At 38.2% G+C, this 19,286-nt stretch carries 17 protein-coding genes; 8 read left to right on the top strand and 9 right to left on the bottom strand.

Annotated elements, in window-relative coordinates; translation table 11 throughout:
- Position 1: 1 nt before the first annotated feature.
- Complete coding sequence (locus TOL5_RS00615) at positions 2 to 631, bottom strand: TauD/TfdA family dioxygenase (RefSeq protein ID WP_151781608.1); 630 nt, start codon at positions 629 to 631, stop codon at positions 2 to 4.
- A 296-nt stretch (positions 632 to 927) separates the two neighbouring features.
- Between TOL5_RS00615 and TOL5_RS00610 the strand changes: the two genes are divergently transcribed.
- Together TOL5_RS00610 and TOL5_RS00605 are read left to right on the top strand one after the other, a co-directional pair.
- Entirely contained in the window at positions 928 to 2,082 is a 1,155-nt protein-coding gene (locus tag TOL5_RS00610) for a methionine aminotransferase (protein ID WP_121775700.1), read from the top strand.
- 124 nt (positions 2,083 to 2,206) lie between these two features.
- Entirely contained in the window at positions 2,207 to 3,574 is a 1,368-nt protein-coding gene (locus TOL5_RS00605) for an MATE family efflux transporter (protein WP_121775701.1), read from the top strand.
- A gap of 61 nt (positions 3,575 to 3,635) precedes the next feature.
- Here the strand turns inward: TOL5_RS00605 and TOL5_RS00600 are convergent, their stop codons facing one another.
- Entirely contained in the window at positions 3,636 to 5,903 is a 2,268-nt protein-coding gene (locus TOL5_RS00600) for a YncE family protein (RefSeq protein ID WP_121775702.1), read from the bottom strand.
- A 204-nt stretch (positions 5,904 to 6,107) separates the two neighbouring features.
- Positions 6,108 to 6,953, bottom strand: coding sequence for an SDR family NAD(P)-dependent oxidoreductase (locus TOL5_RS00595; protein ID WP_004825964.1), 846 nt, complete (start codon positions 6,951 to 6,953; stop codon positions 6,108 to 6,110).
- A 213-nt stretch (positions 6,954 to 7,166) separates the two neighbouring features.
- Here TOL5_RS00595 and TOL5_RS00590 point away from each other — a divergent pair, with 213 nt between their 5' ends.
- From TOL5_RS00590 to TOL5_RS00575, 4 genes are all read left to right on the top strand, one after another.
- On the top strand, positions 7,167 to 7,844 hold the full coding sequence (locus tag TOL5_RS00590) for a TetR/AcrR family transcriptional regulator (RefSeq protein WP_058967387.1): 678 nt from the start codon (positions 7,167 to 7,169) through the stop codon (positions 7,842 to 7,844).
- Between the two features lie 274 nt (positions 7,845 to 8,118).
- A complete protein-coding gene (phoB, locus tag TOL5_RS00585; protein ID WP_004825961.1) occupies positions 8,119 to 8,829 on the top strand; it encodes a phosphate regulon transcriptional regulator PhoB in 711 nt (236 codons plus the stop codon).
- A 25-nt stretch (positions 8,830 to 8,854) separates the two neighbouring features.
- On the top strand, positions 8,855 to 10,213 hold the full coding sequence (gene phoR / locus TOL5_RS00580) for a phosphate regulon sensor histidine kinase PhoR (RefSeq protein ID WP_004825958.1): 1,359 nt from the start codon (positions 8,855 to 8,857) through the stop codon (positions 10,211 to 10,213).
- 16 nt (positions 10,214 to 10,229) lie between these two features.
- Positions 10,230 to 10,661: a hypothetical protein gene (locus TOL5_RS00575; protein WP_121775703.1), complete on the top strand. Its 432-nt coding sequence runs from the start codon at positions 10,230 to 10,232 to the stop codon at positions 10,659 to 10,661.
- A gap of 541 nt (positions 10,662 to 11,202) precedes the next feature.
- On the opposite strand, the gene asd is transcribed toward TOL5_RS00575, so the two are convergent.
- From asd to pncB, 3 genes are all read right to left on the bottom strand, one after another.
- Positions 11,203 to 12,054 carry an archaetidylserine decarboxylase gene (asd, locus tag TOL5_RS00570; protein WP_005035058.1) on the bottom strand — a complete coding sequence of 284 codons (852 nt, stop codon included), beginning with the start codon at positions 12,052 to 12,054 and terminating at the stop codon, positions 11,203 to 11,205.
- Entirely contained in the window at positions 12,051 to 12,899 is an 849-nt protein-coding gene (locus TOL5_RS00565) for a sulfurtransferase (RefSeq protein ID WP_010590830.1), read from the bottom strand. Before TOL5_RS00565 ends, asd begins: the two co-directional genes overlap by 4 nt.
- Positions 12,900 to 13,006: 107 nt before the next feature.
- Complete coding sequence (pncB, locus tag TOL5_RS00560; RefSeq protein WP_004825951.1) at positions 13,007 to 14,218, bottom strand: nicotinate phosphoribosyltransferase; 1,212 nt, start codon at positions 14,216 to 14,218, stop codon at positions 13,007 to 13,009.
- Positions 14,219 to 14,490: 272 nt separating this feature from the next.
- Here pncB and dtd point away from each other — a divergent pair, with 272 nt between their 5' ends.
- Positions 14,491 to 14,931, top strand: coding sequence for a D-aminoacyl-tRNA deacylase (gene dtd / locus TOL5_RS00555; protein ID WP_121774011.1), 441 nt, complete (start codon positions 14,491 to 14,493; stop codon positions 14,929 to 14,931).
- A 78-nt stretch (positions 14,932 to 15,009) separates the two neighbouring features.
- On the opposite strand, the gene TOL5_RS00550 is transcribed toward dtd, so the two are convergent.
- From TOL5_RS00550 to serB, 3 genes are all read right to left on the bottom strand, one after another.
- Positions 15,010 to 15,489, bottom strand: a complete 480-nt coding sequence (locus tag TOL5_RS00550) for an SCP2 sterol-binding domain-containing protein (RefSeq protein ID WP_004825947.1) — start codon at positions 15,487 to 15,489, stop codon at positions 15,010 to 15,012.
- Positions 15,490 to 15,703: 214 nt separating this feature from the next.
- On the bottom strand, positions 15,704 to 16,018 hold the full coding sequence (gene aciT / locus TOL5_RS00545) for a ciprofloxacin tolerance protein AciT (protein ID WP_004825944.1): 315 nt from the start codon (positions 16,016 to 16,018) through the stop codon (positions 15,704 to 15,706).
- A 425-nt stretch (positions 16,019 to 16,443) separates the two neighbouring features.
- A complete protein-coding gene (serB, locus tag TOL5_RS00540; protein ID WP_009585400.1) occupies positions 16,444 to 17,664 on the bottom strand; it encodes a phosphoserine phosphatase SerB in 1,221 nt (406 codons plus the stop codon).
- 59 nt (positions 17,665 to 17,723) lie between these two features.
- Here serB and TOL5_RS00535 point away from each other — a divergent pair, with 59 nt between their 5' ends.
- Positions 17,724 to 19,028: a hypothetical protein gene (locus tag TOL5_RS00535; protein WP_100886185.1), complete on the top strand. Its 1,305-nt coding sequence runs from the start codon at positions 17,724 to 17,726 to the stop codon at positions 19,026 to 19,028.
- Positions 19,029 to 19,286 lie beyond the last annotated feature (258 nt).

The following is a 19,286-nucleotide window of genomic DNA, read 5'->3' as shown; positions in this document are numbered from 1 at the left end:
TTTATGCTCTATAAAATCTAAATAATTTTCTATCAAAATTAGCAGAATCAACTGCTTTTCGCCCATGAAGAACATACCAATTGTCAATTATAACTAATCGATTTCCAATCCACTGAATAGGTACTGCTTTAGAGACGCTATTTTCAAGTTCTTGTACAAAAAGCTTAGCATCATCATTAATTGGTTTCATGTAACATGGATCATAGCAAATATATTCATTACTATTACCAAGTAAAGGAAAACTATAAGAAATTCCTGTTTCCTTTTTCTTCAGGAAAATAGGTTTCTTATTAAAAAAAATATTTAAAATTCTCTTTACTTCATTTCTATCTAAAATAATAGTGCTTGTATTTGATTTTTCTTGCATATAAAAAATGATATATCTTGCTGGTTGCTCCCAAAAAACAGTATCGTTATGTAGAGGAAAGTCTTCAAAACCATAAAAATAGCTGAATGATTTAGATTTAGATTTCTCTTTTGTAGATGGTTGTATTATCTGAATATCTTTTTTATTTAAAGTACGAATTTCGCCTAAACTTTGTGTTATATCTAGAACATCATCCATACTATTAACATTATCTATTATTAAAAAACCAGAATTCGAAATTGAATCTTTTAAAGAAGAAACCAAGCAATCACCATGCAAAAAAATTTATATTTCAATATATCTTATCAAAAAGATAAAAAACTATTTAACATAAAATCTCTTATACGAAGTCTACATCTCCCTTTAAATTATAGGCCTCCCACTATTCAGATTACCTTAAATTCTTTTAGTATATATTGTAATAAAATATTTCAAAAGTTAGTTCTAATTTACCTTCTATCAAACTCCTTCCGATCCACCACAAATCACAACAACCTATTTTGCTGTTAAAAATCACCTGCTACACTCATACCTATAAACCTCATTAAAACAGTCTGGTCATGATCGAAATCCACTCCAAACTCCCTGCTCAAGGCGTCACCATTTTCAGTATCATGACCGCAATGGCACAACGACTCAATGCGCTAAACTTATCACAAGGCTTTCCTGACTTTGATGCACCGCCTGCATTACTACAGGCGCTGAGCCAAGCTACATTAGATGGTTTTAACCAATACGCAGCGGGTGATGGCTTACTGCAGCTTAGACAACAATTGGCGCAACTTTTTCATAAGCGAGATCAATTACAGCTCGATCCACTCACAGAAATTACCATCACACCAGGCGCAACGATTGGGATTTTCAGTGTCATACAGGCCATCATCCACCAAGACGATGAAGTGATTATTTTTGATCCAAGCTATGACAGTTATGCACCTAGCGTACAATTGGTTGGTGGCAAAGCGGTTCATATTCCACTCAACGCACCTGAGTTTTCTGTAGATTGGGATCAAGTCAAATCTGCAATCACTGATAAAACCCGAATGGTCATCGTAAATACCCCGCACAACCCAACAGGCGCGATTTGGTCTAAACAAGACTGGCTGAATTTAATTGAACTGATTCAAGATAAAAATATCATCGTGCTCTCAGATGAAGTTTATGAACACCTGATTTTTGACGGCGAAAAGCATTATTCAGCGTTGTCATTTCCAGCGCTTAGAGATCGTAGTTTTGTCGTGGGTTCTTTTGGAAAAACCTTTCATGTGACGGGTTGGAAAACCGGTTATTGCATTGCCTCGCCTGAGCTGATGAAGGTGTTTCGTCAAATTTATCAATTTGCCAACTTCTGTGGTGTCACACCTGTACAAATGGCACTTGCCAATTTTATGCAACAGCACCCTGAACATATCGATAGCTTAGCCAGTTTTTATCAACAAAAGCGCGATCTATTTAATTCAGGTATTCAAGATTCAAAATTTAGCTTTATTCCATCCAAAGGAACGTTTTTCCAAAATGTTGACTACAGCCAAATTCGTCCAGATTTAAATGATGTCGAGATGTGCAAATTCCTTGCGGAAGAACACAAAATCGTGGCGATTCCAGTCTCTGTTTTTTATCAGAAAGCCCCTGAAAACTTACGTTTAATTCGTTTTTGTTTTGCCAAAAAAGATCAAACTTTAGTACATGCATGTGAAATTTTAAATCGAATTTAAACCGAATAAATTCTCAATTTTCATAAAATAAAGCTTGAGTTACTCAAATACTCAGGCTTTTTACTGAGTAGTTGTATATTATCAATAAGATAAAGATACTCGAAAATAGACAGTAGAACAAAAGATGCCAGCTCGTCCCGACATGCTCCACCAACCCAAATTCTGGAAGGTTTTTTTAATCTTCTTGGGTCCATTGATCTTAACCAATATATTGCAAAATCTGTCAGGGACAATTAACACTATTTTTGTCGGGCAAATGCTGGGTGTTGAAGCAATTGCTGCGATTTCAGTCTTTTTTCCGATCCTATTTTTATTGCTGGCTTTTGTGATTGGTCTCTCGACAGGGGCAACTGTGTTGGTGGGACAAGCTTGGGGCGCCAAAGATATTGAAAAAGTGCGTACCATTGTTGGCGCATTGTTATTTATGACTTTGATTGGCGGAACCATTATTGCCTTTTTAGGCGTGCTTTTCGCGAAGCAGATTTTATTGTTATTGGGAATCGACCCGAAAATCATGCATCTTGCACTACCTTATGTGCAATGGATGTTAATGAGTAGCCCATTTTTGTTTATCTATATCACCTATACCTCCATTTTGCGTGGGGTCGGTGACAGCACCACACCTCTTATGGCTTCCAGCCTCACCATTATTGTCGGTGTGATCGTGACTCCTGTATTGATTGGGGGTTATTTGGGTATGCCAAAACTAGGAATTATTGCCCCAGCGATTGCCAGTGGTTTAGGTTTTATTTCTACCCTCGCGTTTCTGATTGTCTATTTAAATAAAAAAGACCATGCTTTGAAGCCCGATGTGGCATTAATCGAACATGTGCGCTTTCACCCGCAGTTTAGTCGCAGTATTTTACGTTTAGGCATACCGACAGGTATTCAAATGGTCACCAACTCTGTTGCAGGTTTGGTGGTGATCGGACTGGTCAACCAACATGGTGCACATGCCACAGCCGCCTATGGTGCAGTCAACCAAGTGCTCAACTATATTCAATTTCCTGCCTTATCCATTGCGATTGCAGGCTCAATCTTTGCAGCACAAGCCATTGGTGCAGGCAAATCCGAATTGCTGGCAAAAGTAACCCGTACAGCGCTGGTCAGCAATATTGCGATTACAGGTTCATTGGTACTGTTGGCCTATATTTGTTCAAAATATTTGATGGCGTTGTTTATTACCGATCCATCCGTGATTGAACTGGGTCAGCAATTGTTATTTATTGTGTTGTGGTCGACTATATTTTTTGGTGCAAGTGCCATTTTTGCCTCCATCATGCGTGCCAGTGGTACGGTCACTGTGCCGATGATTTTTAACATTTTATCGATCTTGCTGATCGAAGTGCCTTGTGCTTATTTATTTAGTCAGTGGTTTGGTTTACAAGGCATCTGGTATGCACTTGCGCTAACCTTTTTCAGCCTCTGTGTAATGCAAGGTCTGTATTATCAATTCGTCTGGAAAAAGAAAACCATCGAAATTTTGATTTAAATGCATCAGCCCTGTGCTCATGCATTTAAATCAGCCATGATGATCTCACCCCAAAATGATTTTAATCTTCTTGATGAAGCTTGATCACTTTCAGTTCCGATTGTGCTAAGCGTTTGGTTTTATTGCGTGCAAAGACTTGTTGCGTTGCAGGATCATTTGGATCAAAGACTAAGGCTTGCGGTAAAATTTTCTGATCATTGAGATAGCTTTCAGCAAACAAGATTAAAATTTTGCCATTTTCCAGCAGTTCGATGTGCTGAGGTTTGCTCGGCAGTTTAAATGCTACTTTTTGGCGATTTTCTTGAGTTTGGTCAACAAGATTCAGCAGATAAATATCTAAGTCTTGCTGATCTAAGGCACTATTTAATGAATTAAATCGATTAAAGTTTGCCTTCTCAGCATAATAAAAATATTGATCCGCTAAATATCCCATCATCACTGGTATGCTTCTGGTATAGACATCTCGATAAGTATAGCGATTGTCTTCTTGCTCATCTTGATCTTGAGAGGGTGCATCCTGCACATTGATCACACTGACCAAATCTGCAATCCGTTGGTCATAAATTCCGATCTGATTTTCCGAGTCTTGATAAAACTCCACCACTGAACGATAGTCATCGACTGTATAGAGCACTTTTTGTGGTACATCAAAATTCAGTTCAAAAAAGCTTAAATCGGCAGTATTCATATAGATAAAAGGACGATTTGCCCAATCACCTAAAATACGAATACTTTTTTGGTCTGGTTCAAATACCATATCGATTTCACGACAAAAGTGTTCCTGATAATTTGCTGGCAATGCGGCTGTAGTGATTTTGCCTGATTTCAACTGGATGCGTGAAATACTGTTCCCTACACCATTGTAAACATATAAATTTTCACCCTGTTGATCCAATAATAGTTTGCGTGGATAACGTTCAACTTTAAACTTTTGCAATATCTGCTTGGTCTTTAAATCAATTGCAAAAACTTGGTCATAATCTAAAGATGCTACATAGATAATTTGACCATCGTGGCTTAACACCACATCGGTTGCCCCCACACCACGGCACATATTGTGCATACAACCACTTTCATCATCAGCTAAAGCATATTGGTAAAGCAGTTCCTCTTTGAATGAAACAAGATTAAATCGATAGACTGCATTTTTCTCTGTTTCGGTATAGTAAAGATCATCCCCATATCGACGAAAATCTCCCATTGCATTCATATTGGGTAAAGTAACAGTTTGCTGTGGGACAGCTTCCAAAAAGACCTGACTTTTATAAAATTGTTGAATCTTGGTCTTTTGTTCCTGACAATCCCGAATATATTGCTGTTGGGTTTTTCCTAAGTAACCTGCAATCTCATCCCTTTCTTCACCATTCCATAAATAATCACAATATTGACTAGAATCCTGTAAAGCCCCGACCTGATCTGGCGCTTCAGATGACGCTGTATCTGGACTTTGTTCTTGAGCAATCGCCGCCATGATCGCATTTACTTTTTTTAAGTTCTGCTCAGATTGCGCAGCATGTTGGTATTTTTTAGCATAGACTGGATGCGCTTCAGCATCATAGGAATCTAATACACTATAAGTCGCCTTAAATGCATCGTAGCCTTGCAGTTGGGCAGATAAATAATGCCCAATCAATGCCACTTTTCGATTTAACACATCGATATTTTTCTGATGCTGTTTTTTTACGCGTTTTGACACAATCTTTGCAAATTCATCTACTCGATCTTGGTACTGGTCGATCATTTGGGCGAGTAAAACGAGTTGTTTTTTCTCTGCGTTCTGAACATCATTCATGTTACGTAATGCCGAACGATAGGCACTGCCTTGTTCCTCGTCCAGCAATGGATAAGGTTGATCAAATTTAATCTGATCGACAATCACACGGTTAAAATCAATCACGGGTTTTAAGTGATTTTGAATCTGATCAAGTGACTGATAAATACGGGTTAAATCTGCATATAACATCGCATCCAGCTTAGAAAGCTCAGGATCGATTTTACGCAATTGCTCTTGTTGAATTGAGCTTTGATATAAATCTAAATATTGTATAGAGCGATCAAAATATGCTGACCAAAATTTTCTATATTGATAATCTGCTAAGAAAGTTGAATATAACTGATCCCCTTCGTCCTCTTTGATATATTGTGGATAGAGTCGCTCCACTTCTGCTCTATAAAGCGCTCTATCGTCTGCTGGATCAGGGCTTGAATGCTCTGGTACACCTGCAATGCTGTCTAAAATACTGGCATTCTCTTGATCAGTAGACGCATAGGCTAAATGTGATGCAAATAAAATCATACCTATACTGAGGCTTAAAATGGCTTTTTTCATAAAATGCTCAATTCAAATTATCTTTATAATAAAAATAAAAAATTTAATATTTTCTGAGTCAGTCTAACAAATTATTTTATCAATCCCAATCTGTAGATGATCGGTACAGTAAAAGTATGAAGATTTTTTTATCAATCAAGGAACTTGACACATTTCCTGAGAAAGTAAAAAGCCGCCAAATTTGACGGCTTTTTATAGAAAGGTTTATTTTGGTTCTAATTTTTTACTAAATTTGGTCGCAAAACCTGTCAATTTTTGATAACCCGTTGGTAAAATCCGCTGAATCAAATCTAACGTTTTTGCATCATTACCAATCAATAAACGACGTTTATCTTTGAGCACCGCATCAAGCATTTGTTGAGCAGCATCTTCTGGAGGCATACGTAATAATTTATTAAATGCTTTTGCTGACTTATCAGGATTCATGCCCAAAGAACGTAAACTGTCATTCATACGTGCATCATTGGCAATGTTGGTACGAATACCACCTGGATGTACACATAATGCAGATACACCACAGTTTTCGATATCTAATTCTTGACGTAAAGATTCAGTAAAACCACGTACCGCAAATTTTGATGCATTATAAGCAGATTGCGTCGGCTGAGCCGTTAGACCAAATAAGCTTGAAATATTGATAATATGACCATCACCTGTTTTCTTGATATATGGTAGAAACTCTTTGGTTCCGTATACCACACCCCAGAAATTGATATTCATAATCCATTCAAGCTCTTCATAGGTCGCGCCTTCTACCGTCGAACCTAAAGCAACACCAGCATTATTGAAAATCATGTTCACAGAGCCATGATTTTGTACGGTTTCAGCAGCCCATGTACGCATTTCCTCAACATTTGCCACATTCACTTTCTTTGAAGTAACACGAACATTATAAGGCTTAACCAATTCGATCGTTTCTGCTAAACCTTTTTCATTCACATCACTGATTGATAAATGACAGCCTGCTTTTGCCAGTAAAATCGCAAGCTGTTGTCCCATACCAGAGCCAGCACCTGTAATTGCAGCGACTTTGTTTTTAAAATTTTTCATTGTCTATCCTTTATTAAAATCCGCACACAATAATACTGATAATGTGCAGCTCACCTGCTCAATATAATTTTGACAATAACTATTGTCAATATTATATTGTGAATGAGCAGTTGTTTTTTTATACAAAAAATCTTAAATAGGTTTCAATGACTTTTATTGCTAAAATAACCACTTCTTTGTGACAATCGAACATGACACGAGTAATTTTTTACAATGACTGAATCTCGCTTAACTGAAAAGAAAACCATAAATAAAACCACAAAAGAACGCCAATTCAAAGGCATGTCCTTGTCTGAAAGAAAGCTCGCCCGTCGCGAAAAATTGATTGAAGCAGGCATCGCGGCATATGGAACACATGGTTTCTTTTCCGTGACTGTTAAAGATATTTGTAATGAAGCAAAACTTACTGAACGCTACTTCTATGAGTCATTTAAAAAGAGTGAGGAACTGTTTCAAGTTATTTTTTTACAATTGATTGAACAGTTACAACAAACCGTGATGCAAGGCGTGATGCAAGGTGCGCCCGAGCCTAAAAACATGATCAAAGGCGGTTTGATAGCGATTTTTACCATGTTAAAAAATGACCCACGTGTTGCTCGTATTATTTATATCGATGCCATGCTGGTTCAAGAATTACATAATCATGCGACTATTCACGAAACTATGGGACGTTTTGATCGCTTAATTCACTCTTTTGTGACGCTGATGATGCCGCATATTGAACGAAGTGAACAGGAAATTTCACTGGTTGCGACTGGTCTAAATGGTTATGTTACACAAATTGCTGTGCGTTGGGTGATGGGTGGTTTTAAACAGTCCTTAGACGAAATTGTTTCAGCATGTGAAGTGGTCTTTGTGTCATTGATTAATACCTTTGCTCCTCAGCCCTAGACTGATTTGAGTAGTGTGAAGTAAGTATAACAGTGTCATCAAACTGTCATATTTGCATTTTTAGTCACCAATTTGATGTTCTTTTTAAGCTGAAGCTGCAAAGATTATTTAAAAATGTCATCTAATTTTCATCACATCGCCTATTTTTTGTCACATTTTTTTGCAAAAATTCGTCTACATCTTGTTTTTGCAATGATACTGTCATAATTAATCTTTGTAATAAGCCTGTCATAAATAAAAGACGGTACACCGTTCATACATAGGATATTGCGTTGTGAAAGATGACTATATATTAATCGTCGATGACGAGCTTCCGATTCGAGAAATGATCCATACCTCACTGGATATGGCAGGTTTTCAATGCCTGCAAGCTGAAGATGCAAAACAAGCACATCAAATGATCGTAGACCAACGACCATCATTAATCTTACTCGATTGGATGATGCCCGGTGGTGTAAGTGGCGTAGATTTGTGTCGCCGCTTAAAACGAGATGAGAATCTAGCAGAAATTCCAGTGATTATGTTAACTGCACGTGGCGAAGAAGACCATAAAGTTCAAGGTCTTGATGCAGGTGCGGATGACTACATGACCAAACCATTTTCAACACGGGAATTAGTTTCTCGTATCAAAGCTGTACTTCGTCGTGCCAATGCATTGAGTGGTGAAAAAACCATTGATGCGAACGGCTTAGTGCTTGATCCTGTCAGCCAACGAGTAAGTTTTGGTGACAGTATTTTAGATATGGGACCAACAGAATACCGTTTGTTGGCTTTCTTTATGACCCATCCAGAACGTGCTTATACACGTGCCCAATTACTTGACCAAGTTTGGGGTGGAAATGTTTATATTGAAGACCGTACCATCGATGTGCATATCCGTCGCTTACGCAAAGTACTTGAACCTTATGGCGCAGATCGCTATGTCCAAACTGTTCGTGGAACAGGTTATCGCTTCTCTACGCGCGCAGATGTCGCTATAGGTTAAGCACTCTTAAGGTAAATAAATTTCTATGTATGAACCCTATCCCGTCCCAGATCTTGCACGTGAACATAAAAAGTTTCGCTACAGCAGTTTATGGGAGTTTGCAAAACAAGACTTACGCCTGTTGGCTTTTTTACTGGTGATTGGCGGATTTATTGGTTTAGGGATCGGTTATTTTTGGATTTGTATTTCCATCGGTTTTGCCGTTTTTTTTATATTTCAATTGCGCTCTTTGTATTTGGTCAATGAATGGATTTCGAACCGTCCTTATGATTCTCCGCCAAATCTCGAAGGTATTTGGGGAGCGCTTCTATTTAATGTCTATCGCGCACAACGCCAAGAACGCGTTGTTCAAGCTGAAATGGTTGGTTTGATTGATCGTGCACAATCCTCCTTAGTGGCTTTGGCTGAAGCTGTCGTTTTAACAGATGAACTTCATCAAATCGAATGGTGGAACCCTGCTGCGGAAAAACTTTTAGGTATTCAACCTTTAGATCGTGGTCGTAATATTTTAACCATTATCCGCCAGCCGAGTTTTATTGAATACTTTAATAATATTGACCAATCACCTGATGGTATAAAAATAAAGTCTTCGGTCTATGAAGAACATTATGTACAAATCAAACTGACTCGCTTTGGCAGTGAAAGTCGCTTGTTGGTCGCTTATGATGTAACCCGTGTGCATAATCTTGAGCAGATGCGTAAAGACTTTGTCGATAACATCTCACATGAGCTTCGTACCCCCTTGACTGTACTCAGTGGGTATATTGAAACTTTTACCGACCAAGAAGACCTAAATCCTCGTTGGAAACGCGCCTTTGAACAGATGCAGTCACAAACGCGACGTATGAATGCTTTGGTGAATGATTTATTGTTACTTTCGCGATTAGAAGGCAATAAACAGGTCGCGAAAAATCAAATTATTGATATGCCCAATTTAATGAATCAGCTTTTTGATGATGCGCAAGCCTATAACGTCGATTATGGACATACTTTAAATCTGGATATTGACAGTCATTGTGACCTGATTGGTTCAGATGCAGAACTCGCCAGTGCTTTCAGTAACTTAATCACCAATGCCATTAAATACACACCTAAAGGCGGTACTGTGACGATTGGTTGGCATGATGACACTGAACATGGTTATTTTACAGTCGAAGACACAGGCATTGGGATTGATCCCAAACATATTCCACGTCTAACTGAACGTTTTTATCGTGTAGACAGTGCGAGAAGTCGACAAACAGGTGGAACAGGTCTAGGTTTAGCGATCGTAAAGCATGTTTTAATGCAACATAATGCTTATCTTGAAATTGATTCTAAAGAAAACCAAGGTTCAGTTTTTAGAGTGGTGTTCCCGAAAGAGCGCCTTGATTTTGCAGGCTGATTTTTGATTAATTCAAATGAAATTATTTTTAGATTGTGAATTTAATGGTTTTGGTGGTGAACTGATTTCATTGGCATTGGTCGATGAACAGCATCAATCTTTTTATGAAGTTTTAGAATGCCCAAACCCTGTACCTTGGGTAAACGATCATGTGATACCACGTTTAAACCAACCACCCATTCAATTCAAAAAATTCCAAAGTCGTTTGCAGATTTTTCTATTTCAATATGATCAGATTGAAATCATTGCAGATTGGCCTGAAGATTTCGCTTTATTTATGCGGAGTTTAGTGCTTTCAGCAGGAAAATGTATACGAACACCACCACTTTCCATGCAACTTTGGATGCAAGATCCGATCGAAACTCATGTACCTTCTCAAAACCCACACAACGCTTTAGCAGATGCAAAGGCTTTAAAACTGTCTTATTTAAAAGCACATGGATTTTGATTTATTCTAAAAACTAAAACAAGTTTTATATGAGACCAATAAATATTATCCACTTAACGTGAGTTCGACATAATTTAAATAATGTGAGTTCGATGCAACCACATATCAACTCATTGAAAAACAATAAGTTTTGCCGTATTCTTGCTGGGTTTTCATCCATTTTTTGGATCAGCCTGTGGCTCGCCATGTTTAGCAGGGGTATATGAACAAGAACGTGCTTAAATAAAAAAAGGGGTGAGAAAAGTGACAAAAATCTTTCGTTGAGCGAGGGGTACATCCTCATACCCCCGCTCAACATGGCAACATCCATGTCGCCTCACGATCGCAAGACCATCTATGATTCAAAAGTACAAAATAAATGAATCATCCAAATCACTTGTATGAATAATCAGGCGGTTTGACTGCATCATCTTTCATCAAGGATTTTTATCGAACTCAGGTTAACTTATTTTGACGTTTGGTTTTATATAGGCAACTGTAACATTTAAGAAGAGTTGTATTTCCTACATGAAAAAACACAACCCCTTATAAATAAAGCAAATTAAAGTGTATGCCCTAAAGCTTCACCCATCACAACAACAGAGTTGGCTTTAAATTGTGCATCCCAATTCATTTTATCTTGCTCAAACAATACAATTGCAGTTGAGCCTAAATAGAAACGTCCAAGCTCAGCACCTTTTTCTAGTGCTAATTCATGATGATTTAATTCTAAGCGCCCAGTTGGCTTCACTTTACCCGTTGCCACAGTTTCAATACCTGCCACAATCATCGCACCCACTAAAACAACAGCCATACGACCGAGTTCAGTATCAAACAAACACACCATACGTTCGTTACGTGCAAACAAGCCCGGAATATTTTCAGCCGTGGTTTGATTGACTGAAAATAATTCACCTGGAATATATAAAGTTTCTGTCAGTGTTCCTGCGAATGGCATATGCACACGGTGATAATCGCGTGGTGATAGGTACACTGTGGCAAACTCACCTTGCACAAAAGGTGCAGCCAACTTTGGGTCACCAATCAATTGGTCTACAGTAAAACTCTGACCTTTGGCTTGAAAAATATCTCCATCTTTAATTTTACCCAACTGTGAAATTGCACCATCAGCAGGAGAAACAATACTACTCGGGTCTGTATCAATTTCACGCACACCCTGTTTTAAGGCACGCGTAAAAAATTCATTAAACGACTTATATTTCAATGCATCCGTTTGTTCAGCGATCGACAGGTCAATCCCGTACTGAGCTTTAAACGCTTGAATCGCTATATTTTTAATAATCGGATTTTCACTGGCTGCAACTTTACCTACGACACGGCTGAGTTGTTGCTGTGGAACAACTTTTTGAGCTTGGATAAAAATTTGTTTTTTTAAGTTTGATGTAAGACTCACGCAGGTGATTCTCCAGTAATAATTGGACTATCGAGGCGATTGCCCCACTCACTCCACGCACCATCATAGGCTTGAATATTCCAATCCAGTAACCGACCTAAAATATAAGCCAAGCCTGAACGATGATGCGACTGACAGTACACCACCACAGGTTGATCAAATTGAAAGCCTAATTGTTCTAAACGTTGTTGCGTGCGCTCTAGAGGATGCAATTTTAAATGATTTTGACGATTAATTGCAGTACTCCACTCAAAATGTTGTGCATTTGGAATGTGACCGCCGCGTCTAGCTGCCAAACGTTGTCCTGTATATTCTTCGGATGTCCGACAGTCCCAGACTTGAATACTTTGTTGCTGAACCTTTTCCAACAATTTTGCATATTCAATACGATGTTGCTCAAGGTGATTTAAATTGACTGGAACCAATGTTTCTACTGGTTCAAACACTTCAACGTCAGATGAGGTTGGAAAACCTTCTGCCAACCATGCATGAATACCGCCATTTAATAAACTGGTATTGTAAAAGCCAAGGCAATGCAAATTCCAAATCAAACGTCCAGCCCAAGCGCCTCCTTCATCGTCATAAACCACAACATGATGCTCAGGCGAAATATTTAAATATTCAATCAACGCATTTAAACCGTCTTCATCAGGTAAAAGCCCTGAAGCTTGTTCTTCCTGTCTTACCAACAATTGTGGTTTAACATGTAAAGCATGAGGAATATGCAATTGTTCGTAGACAGAACTACGACTCAAATCGACGATACGAATCTTATCGTGTCCTAAAAAAGGCACGAGTTGTTCTGCTTCGATGAGTAATTCAAAATTAAAGGCAGGTGTAGTCATAAGTTTTTCTATTTTAAGACCCTGAATATGCATGATCTTAGCACAGTGTTTTTTCCCAATAAGCTGATTTTTCACATTCTTTTAGCAAAAAATCAGATAAGAATTTTCTATGCTTCGACAACTTCTGGTATTTCAAAGACCTGTCGCAGATAAGCCAAAAATGTATCATTATCTGTCATGGTTTTTCCTGGACTATCAGAAATTTTCGCGACAGACTGACCATTGCACTCCACCAATTTTAAAACAATGTTCAATGGAGTTTGTCCCATATCATTGGTCAAATTGGTGCCGATACCAAAACTGACTTGGAAACGGTCTTTGAAATATTGGTACAATGCCCAAGCTCTTTCGATATCTAAACCATCACTAAAGGTTAACATCTTCGCTTTGGTATCAATTTTTAATTTACGATAATGATGATACGCCTTATCACCCCACTCAAAAGGATCACCACTGTCATGGCGCAAACCATCAAATAGTTTGGCAAAATACAGATCGAAATCTCGCAGGAATGCGTCCATACCAACAACATCGGTCAAGGCGATACCTAAATCTCCACGATACTCTTGTACCCAAGTTTCCAAAGCGGCTTTTTGAAAATCTCTTAGACGCACATCCAAAGCTTGGAAAGCTTGCAAAAACTCATGTGCCATTGTTCCAATTGGATAAATATTTAATTCTTTTGCCAAGAGAACATTACTGGTTCCTCTGAAAACATTGGGTACCGCTGCATGGAACGTTTGAATGACATGTCGCTGCCAGTCCAAGCTATAACGACGACGCGTACCAAAGTCAGATACCAAGAATGGGGGCTTATCCGTCTGTTGCTGCTGTTCAAGTTTCTTTAATAACTCAACTTTGGCTTGTAAACGTCGTTCGCCTTCAGCATACACCTCATCATTGCGAATACGGCTAAAATAAAGCTCATTGACGATCGCAAGAACAAAAATTTCAAACATCATCGCTTGAACCATTGGACCTTCTACCCAAATATCCAAACGACCTTCTTCATCTATACCCGCTTTAATAAAACGGCGTTTCAGTTGGAATAATTCTAAATAATCAACAAAATCACTTTTGATAAAACGCATGCTGCGTAAATATTGTAATTCGTCTTCTTTAAATTTTAGTAAGCAAAGATGATCCAATTGTTCATTCAAATCCTCCAAAATATCCGTTAATGGATAAACGGTATCATCCAGATTACGGCAACGGAAATGGTAGACACTGTGAGTTTGGGGAAATTTATGCAGTACCACTTGCAACATGGTAAATTTATATAAATCGGTATCCAGCAAAGATTGAATGATTGGCGCCATATCTGTTTGTAATTTCGCTATGCTTTTTTTATTAAAGCATATTTTTGAAGTGCATAACGTAATCATTTCGCTGTGAATGGCTATATTTGCAATTTAACAGTGCTTAAAAATCGAACAACAAGGTCTTTTTCATATCGAAAAATGCTGAATAATCAAACAAAAGCCATGCTTATTCAAATATTTATAATGTTTTAAAATTGGGCTGTTTTAGACAATCTTGCTGTTCTATAACTGTTAGAATGGTCTTATCATATTTTAGTCTTATTGTTCTTATGCGTGCATTATTACAACGAGTGTTAGAAGCCAAAGTCGTGGTTGATGGTCAAGTCACAGGAGAGATCCAAACAGGAATTTTGGTTTTTTTAGGTTTAGGTAAAGAGGATAACTTTGAAAAGGGTCAAAAACTGATTGATAAGATTTTAAAATATCGATTTTTTGATGATGAACAAGGAAAAATGGGTTGGAACGTCAGCCAAGCCAATGGTGGACTTTTGCTGGTTTCGCAATTTACCTTGATGGCGCAAACGCAAAAAGGCTTGCGTCCCGACTTTGGACCAGCAATGCCACCCACTGAAGCCAAAGCACTGTATGAACAATTGGTTACATATGCGCAATCACAATTTGAAAATGTACAAACAGGAATCTTTGCCGCAGATATGAAAGTGCATTTGGTCAATGACGGACCTGTGACCTTCAACCTAGAGGTCGAATAAGCTCACATACACAACACAAAATCACTGTTTAAAACATTAAAAAAGCCCGAATGGGCTTTTTTAATGTTTTAAAAACAATTATCGACCTGTCTTTTCCTTTAAGAACTGACGTGCCAATTTGATTTTTTCTTTGACAGGTTTTGGTACTTTCGGTGGGATTAACTTAGCAACTTGGTTAAACCACACCAGCAAACTAAAATCACCTTCCATTTTAATCGTGCCGTTTTGCATACCCGTCATAAATGCAGTTGGATCACCTTTGACCAAAGTTTTCACACCTTGATCACTGTCAGCAAACTGTAAAACGAAATCCGCTTTTTGTTCAGCACCTGAAACTGTATCAATTTGACCGTTATTGACAATAATTTGGCGAGCCACGCCTAAGTCTGTACCAATCTGGATACGGAACTGACGATCATGGGTCAATTCAATAAATTTTGGGCTGGTACGCGCCAATTGTTTCATACGAAGCGCTAAACCCAATACAAGTAAATCCAATGGATCTGTACTTGCATCAACGATTGGTAACTTCACAACTGGAATTGCAGAAAGTTTCATGACATTTAAGCCTGTTGTTTTTTAAATTAGATCCGAATTTGCTCATCCTAGCATAACTTGTCAATTCTTAGACATGGCTTTGAGAACAAAGTATAAACTGAAAAAAGGTATACCATTTTGATATACCTTAAAATGTCTAAATTGATTTTTTTCGTGTAATTAAAGTCACTATTGTTATCTTGGTTTGCATGTTGTCATTCTGTTCACTCAATACTTATTCATCTTCATAGACTGGGGTATGTTCAATATATTGACGATTTGCCAGTGCTTTTTGGGCACGGCTGTCTTCACGTAATAACAACGCAATCAATGCAGACATTGCAAGCATGATTGCTGTTAAATAACTATATGCTACCGAAAGATCGAAAATATTCTGTACGCTGTAACGCATTGCTTCTAGAGTGCCCCAGAAGATCATACCCGCAAACATAAACCCTAACCAATGACGATAAGGGGAAAAGAAAACAGTAGCCAACGCTGCAGCAATTAGAGCGAATCCAATCAATGTTGCAAATGTCGCTGATACCATAACAACCTCCGTCAAAATGATGTCTCTCATAAACCGTCTAAGTGGTGTTTCACAACAAGTTCAAGCTTTATAATTTTTCTTTAACCATCTTATAGAAGCTTATGCATTGCATTATGTATGGTTTTTATGAGAAGGAAAGTGCTGTTTTTCGGGTAAACGACACACTTTGTCGCAACATGCATTTGTCATTACATTTTTTAAGAATCCTGTTTTTCTCAAAATCTAATTGCCATCAATCATGCAGTGTCATTACAAAAAAATACATGTTGTTTTTCTATAGAAATAAAAAAATTTAAGTTTTAAAACGAATCTCTTTTTCAAAAAGTATTATTTAGATTTGATGACAGCAAAGTGGTTCATTTTCAAACAAAAATAGCGACATTATGTCGCTATTTTTCATGTTCCGGCAATCTTATTAAAAGCATTTAAGCACGAGTGAGGTCTTTATCATGAACACCCAAGAGGTAAAGTACACCATCTAAACCAACACTTGAAATGGCTTGATTGGCATTTTGACGAACCAAAGGTTTAGCACGGAATGCCACGCCTAAACCAGCGATAGACAGCATCGGCAAGTCATTTGCACCATCACCCACAGCGATCGCCTGCTCTGGTGAAATTCCCATTTTTTCAGCCAATTCAGTCAATAAATACGCTTTGCGTGCACCATCTACGATATGTCCTTTCACTTCACCTGTGACTTGACCATTTTCAACATCAAGGATATTGGCATGAACTTCATCAATACCTAATTTCTCTTGTAGATATTCTGCAAAATATTGAAAACCACCCGATAAAATTGCAGTTTTATAGCCCAAAGACTTCAGGGTAGAAATTAAACGCTCCGCCCCTTCAGTAATGGTTAAACGTGCGGCAATTTTTGGTAAAACCTCAGCATCTAAGCCTTTCAACAAGGCTACACGTGCACGGAAGCTTTGCTGAAAATCCAATTCACCTTGCATGGCAAGTTCGGTGATTTCAGCAACCTTGTCTCCCACACCTGCTTCTTTCGCCAACTCATCAATGACTTCTTGTTCGATTAAAGTTGAGTCCATATCAAAGCAAACTAAACGGCGATTACGTCGGTAAGCATTGTCTTCCTGCACAGCGACATCAATGTTTAATTCAGCCGAAAGACGTAAACATGCTGCACGCATCGCTTGTGCATCTAGCATCTGTCCACTTAAACCAAATTGGACACATGAACGTTTGAGTATATCTTGATGCCCACCACGCTCAGGACGACCAGACAAACGAGTCACTGTTTCAATATTAAATCCCTGACTTGAAACAATATTTGTTACAGCTTGTAAGTGTGCAGCAGTTAATTCAGGTGCCAATGCCGTCACGATATAGCGGGTACGCCCACCTTCGCTTACCCATTGGTCATATTCTGTACCTGAAATTGGTTTAAAACGAACGGTAAGACCAATATCATGTGCTAAAATAAGGATGTCTTTCATTGCTAAAGCTGTTGCAGTCTGGTCGTTTGACGACACTACAATACCTAATGTCAATTGATTGTGAATGACCGCCTGCCCTACATCTAATATTTGCAAAGAATGTACGGACAACACTTGCATTAATCGAGTAAACTGATTGGGTTGGTCAGGTCCTAAAAATGAAATAAGAATGATTTCTCGCATGAATTGACTCGGGTCTGAGCTACAACAATTGGAAGAATCATAATCGAAATCGAAATTTTTTGCTTTGGAAGTTTACGTTGAATGCGCCAAGACAAGGGCTATTTGCTAGCCTACTTATTGTAAGTTTTGCATTTCATACCTTTTTATTGGTAGTTGCAACAACACATCAGTTAAATGAAAACCGTGCCAGTCAAGGGCAACTGATGACCAGTCAACTGGTCACAGACAGTCTGTCTGAGCTTGAACCTGCAAATACAGTTTCATTGGCACTGTTGGCAAATCGTTATGCGACCAATCCAAGCGTTGCTTCAATTCGAATACTTGATGCTAAAAAACAAGTGCTTGCAACCAGTGGCATGGCAAAAACTCGCCAAGGTGAAGTGTTTGTTCGTGATGCATTGCAGAACGAGAAAAAAGTCGGAACGATTGAAATTACGTTAATCAAACCGAGTATTGGTGAAATTTTACGGACCCAATGGCTTGCGATTTTAGTTTCACTTTTGATCCACGCTTTTCTTTGGTTGGCTTATCGCGCAATTGCACGCCCAACGCGTAGTGAATATTTGGCACGTATCAATAATGAGGCGCGCTTAAAACACGAAATTCAACAATTAACAGAAGCTTTGGAGGCTGAAAAAGCCAATCGCACCTTAGCAATTGCTCAGGCACAGCAACAGGCTCAAAACAAAGTTAAACCTGAACCTAAAGTTGCGGTCACTTCTGCTGTCGATGATGATCAAGAAATTCTTGCATTGAATATTCAGTATTATGATCCAAAACAATTGATGAATACCGTCAATCAATCTGTATCTGTACCTTATTTTAACTTATGTCAGATTTTCCTGAATAAAAGCATTGAACTTTGTGCACAACATTTCAAACTCAATTCTAAAGATTTCGTCATTCATCAAGCGTTTAATCAACACGGGGCGATCTTGAGTATTGATGCTGAAAAGCCCGATGCTGCACAATCCATACTGATGATTGGTTCAGTGTTCCAATTGCTGTCTGAGGTTCTGTACAAACGTTATCGCGAAGACAAACGCTTCGTTTTACAAACACGCTGTGCCGTGACCACTTCTGTAGAAGCAATGCAGTTGGATGCTAAACATGCAGCAGAACGTTTGGTGAATCATTTAATCGCTAAAGAAATGGCACTATACTTAAGCAATGATCAACTCAAACATATTGGTGATTGCTATCAATTGGTCGCTTTGCCAAATCCTACCAATGTACTGACACGCCACGCCTTTATGATTAATGGAATGAATAATGAGTGTGCTGAGCTTGCACAAAATATTCGTACAGAAATTTTAAAAGGAAAAAAACAAAACGTCAGTTCTGAACCTGTTTCAGACCTATGATTCAAATCAGCATAAAAGCGTTCTACCCATAAAGGTAGAGCGCTTTTTTATTTTTACTTGCTTTAATACTCATAAGCTCATCTTATTTTTTTCGAAATAAGCGTTTAATGTTTGTTCAAAATCTGCATAAATCAATTTTCCTTCTCTTTTCATACCCCTATAAGCTTGTGTATAACTATGAGCGGTAAAGGAAGATGATAAGCATAGGCAAAATACGTAAAAACGCGTTAGACTATGTGCCGAATGAATCCAATGAAA

The organism is Acinetobacter sp. Tol 5 (genome assembly GCF_019702905.1).
Taxonomy (GTDB): Bacteria; Pseudomonadota; Gammaproteobacteria; order Pseudomonadales; family Moraxellaceae; genus Acinetobacter; species Acinetobacter bereziniae.
Note: the sequence above shows the minus strand (reverse complement) of the source record. Positions and strands in the feature narration are given on the sequence as shown.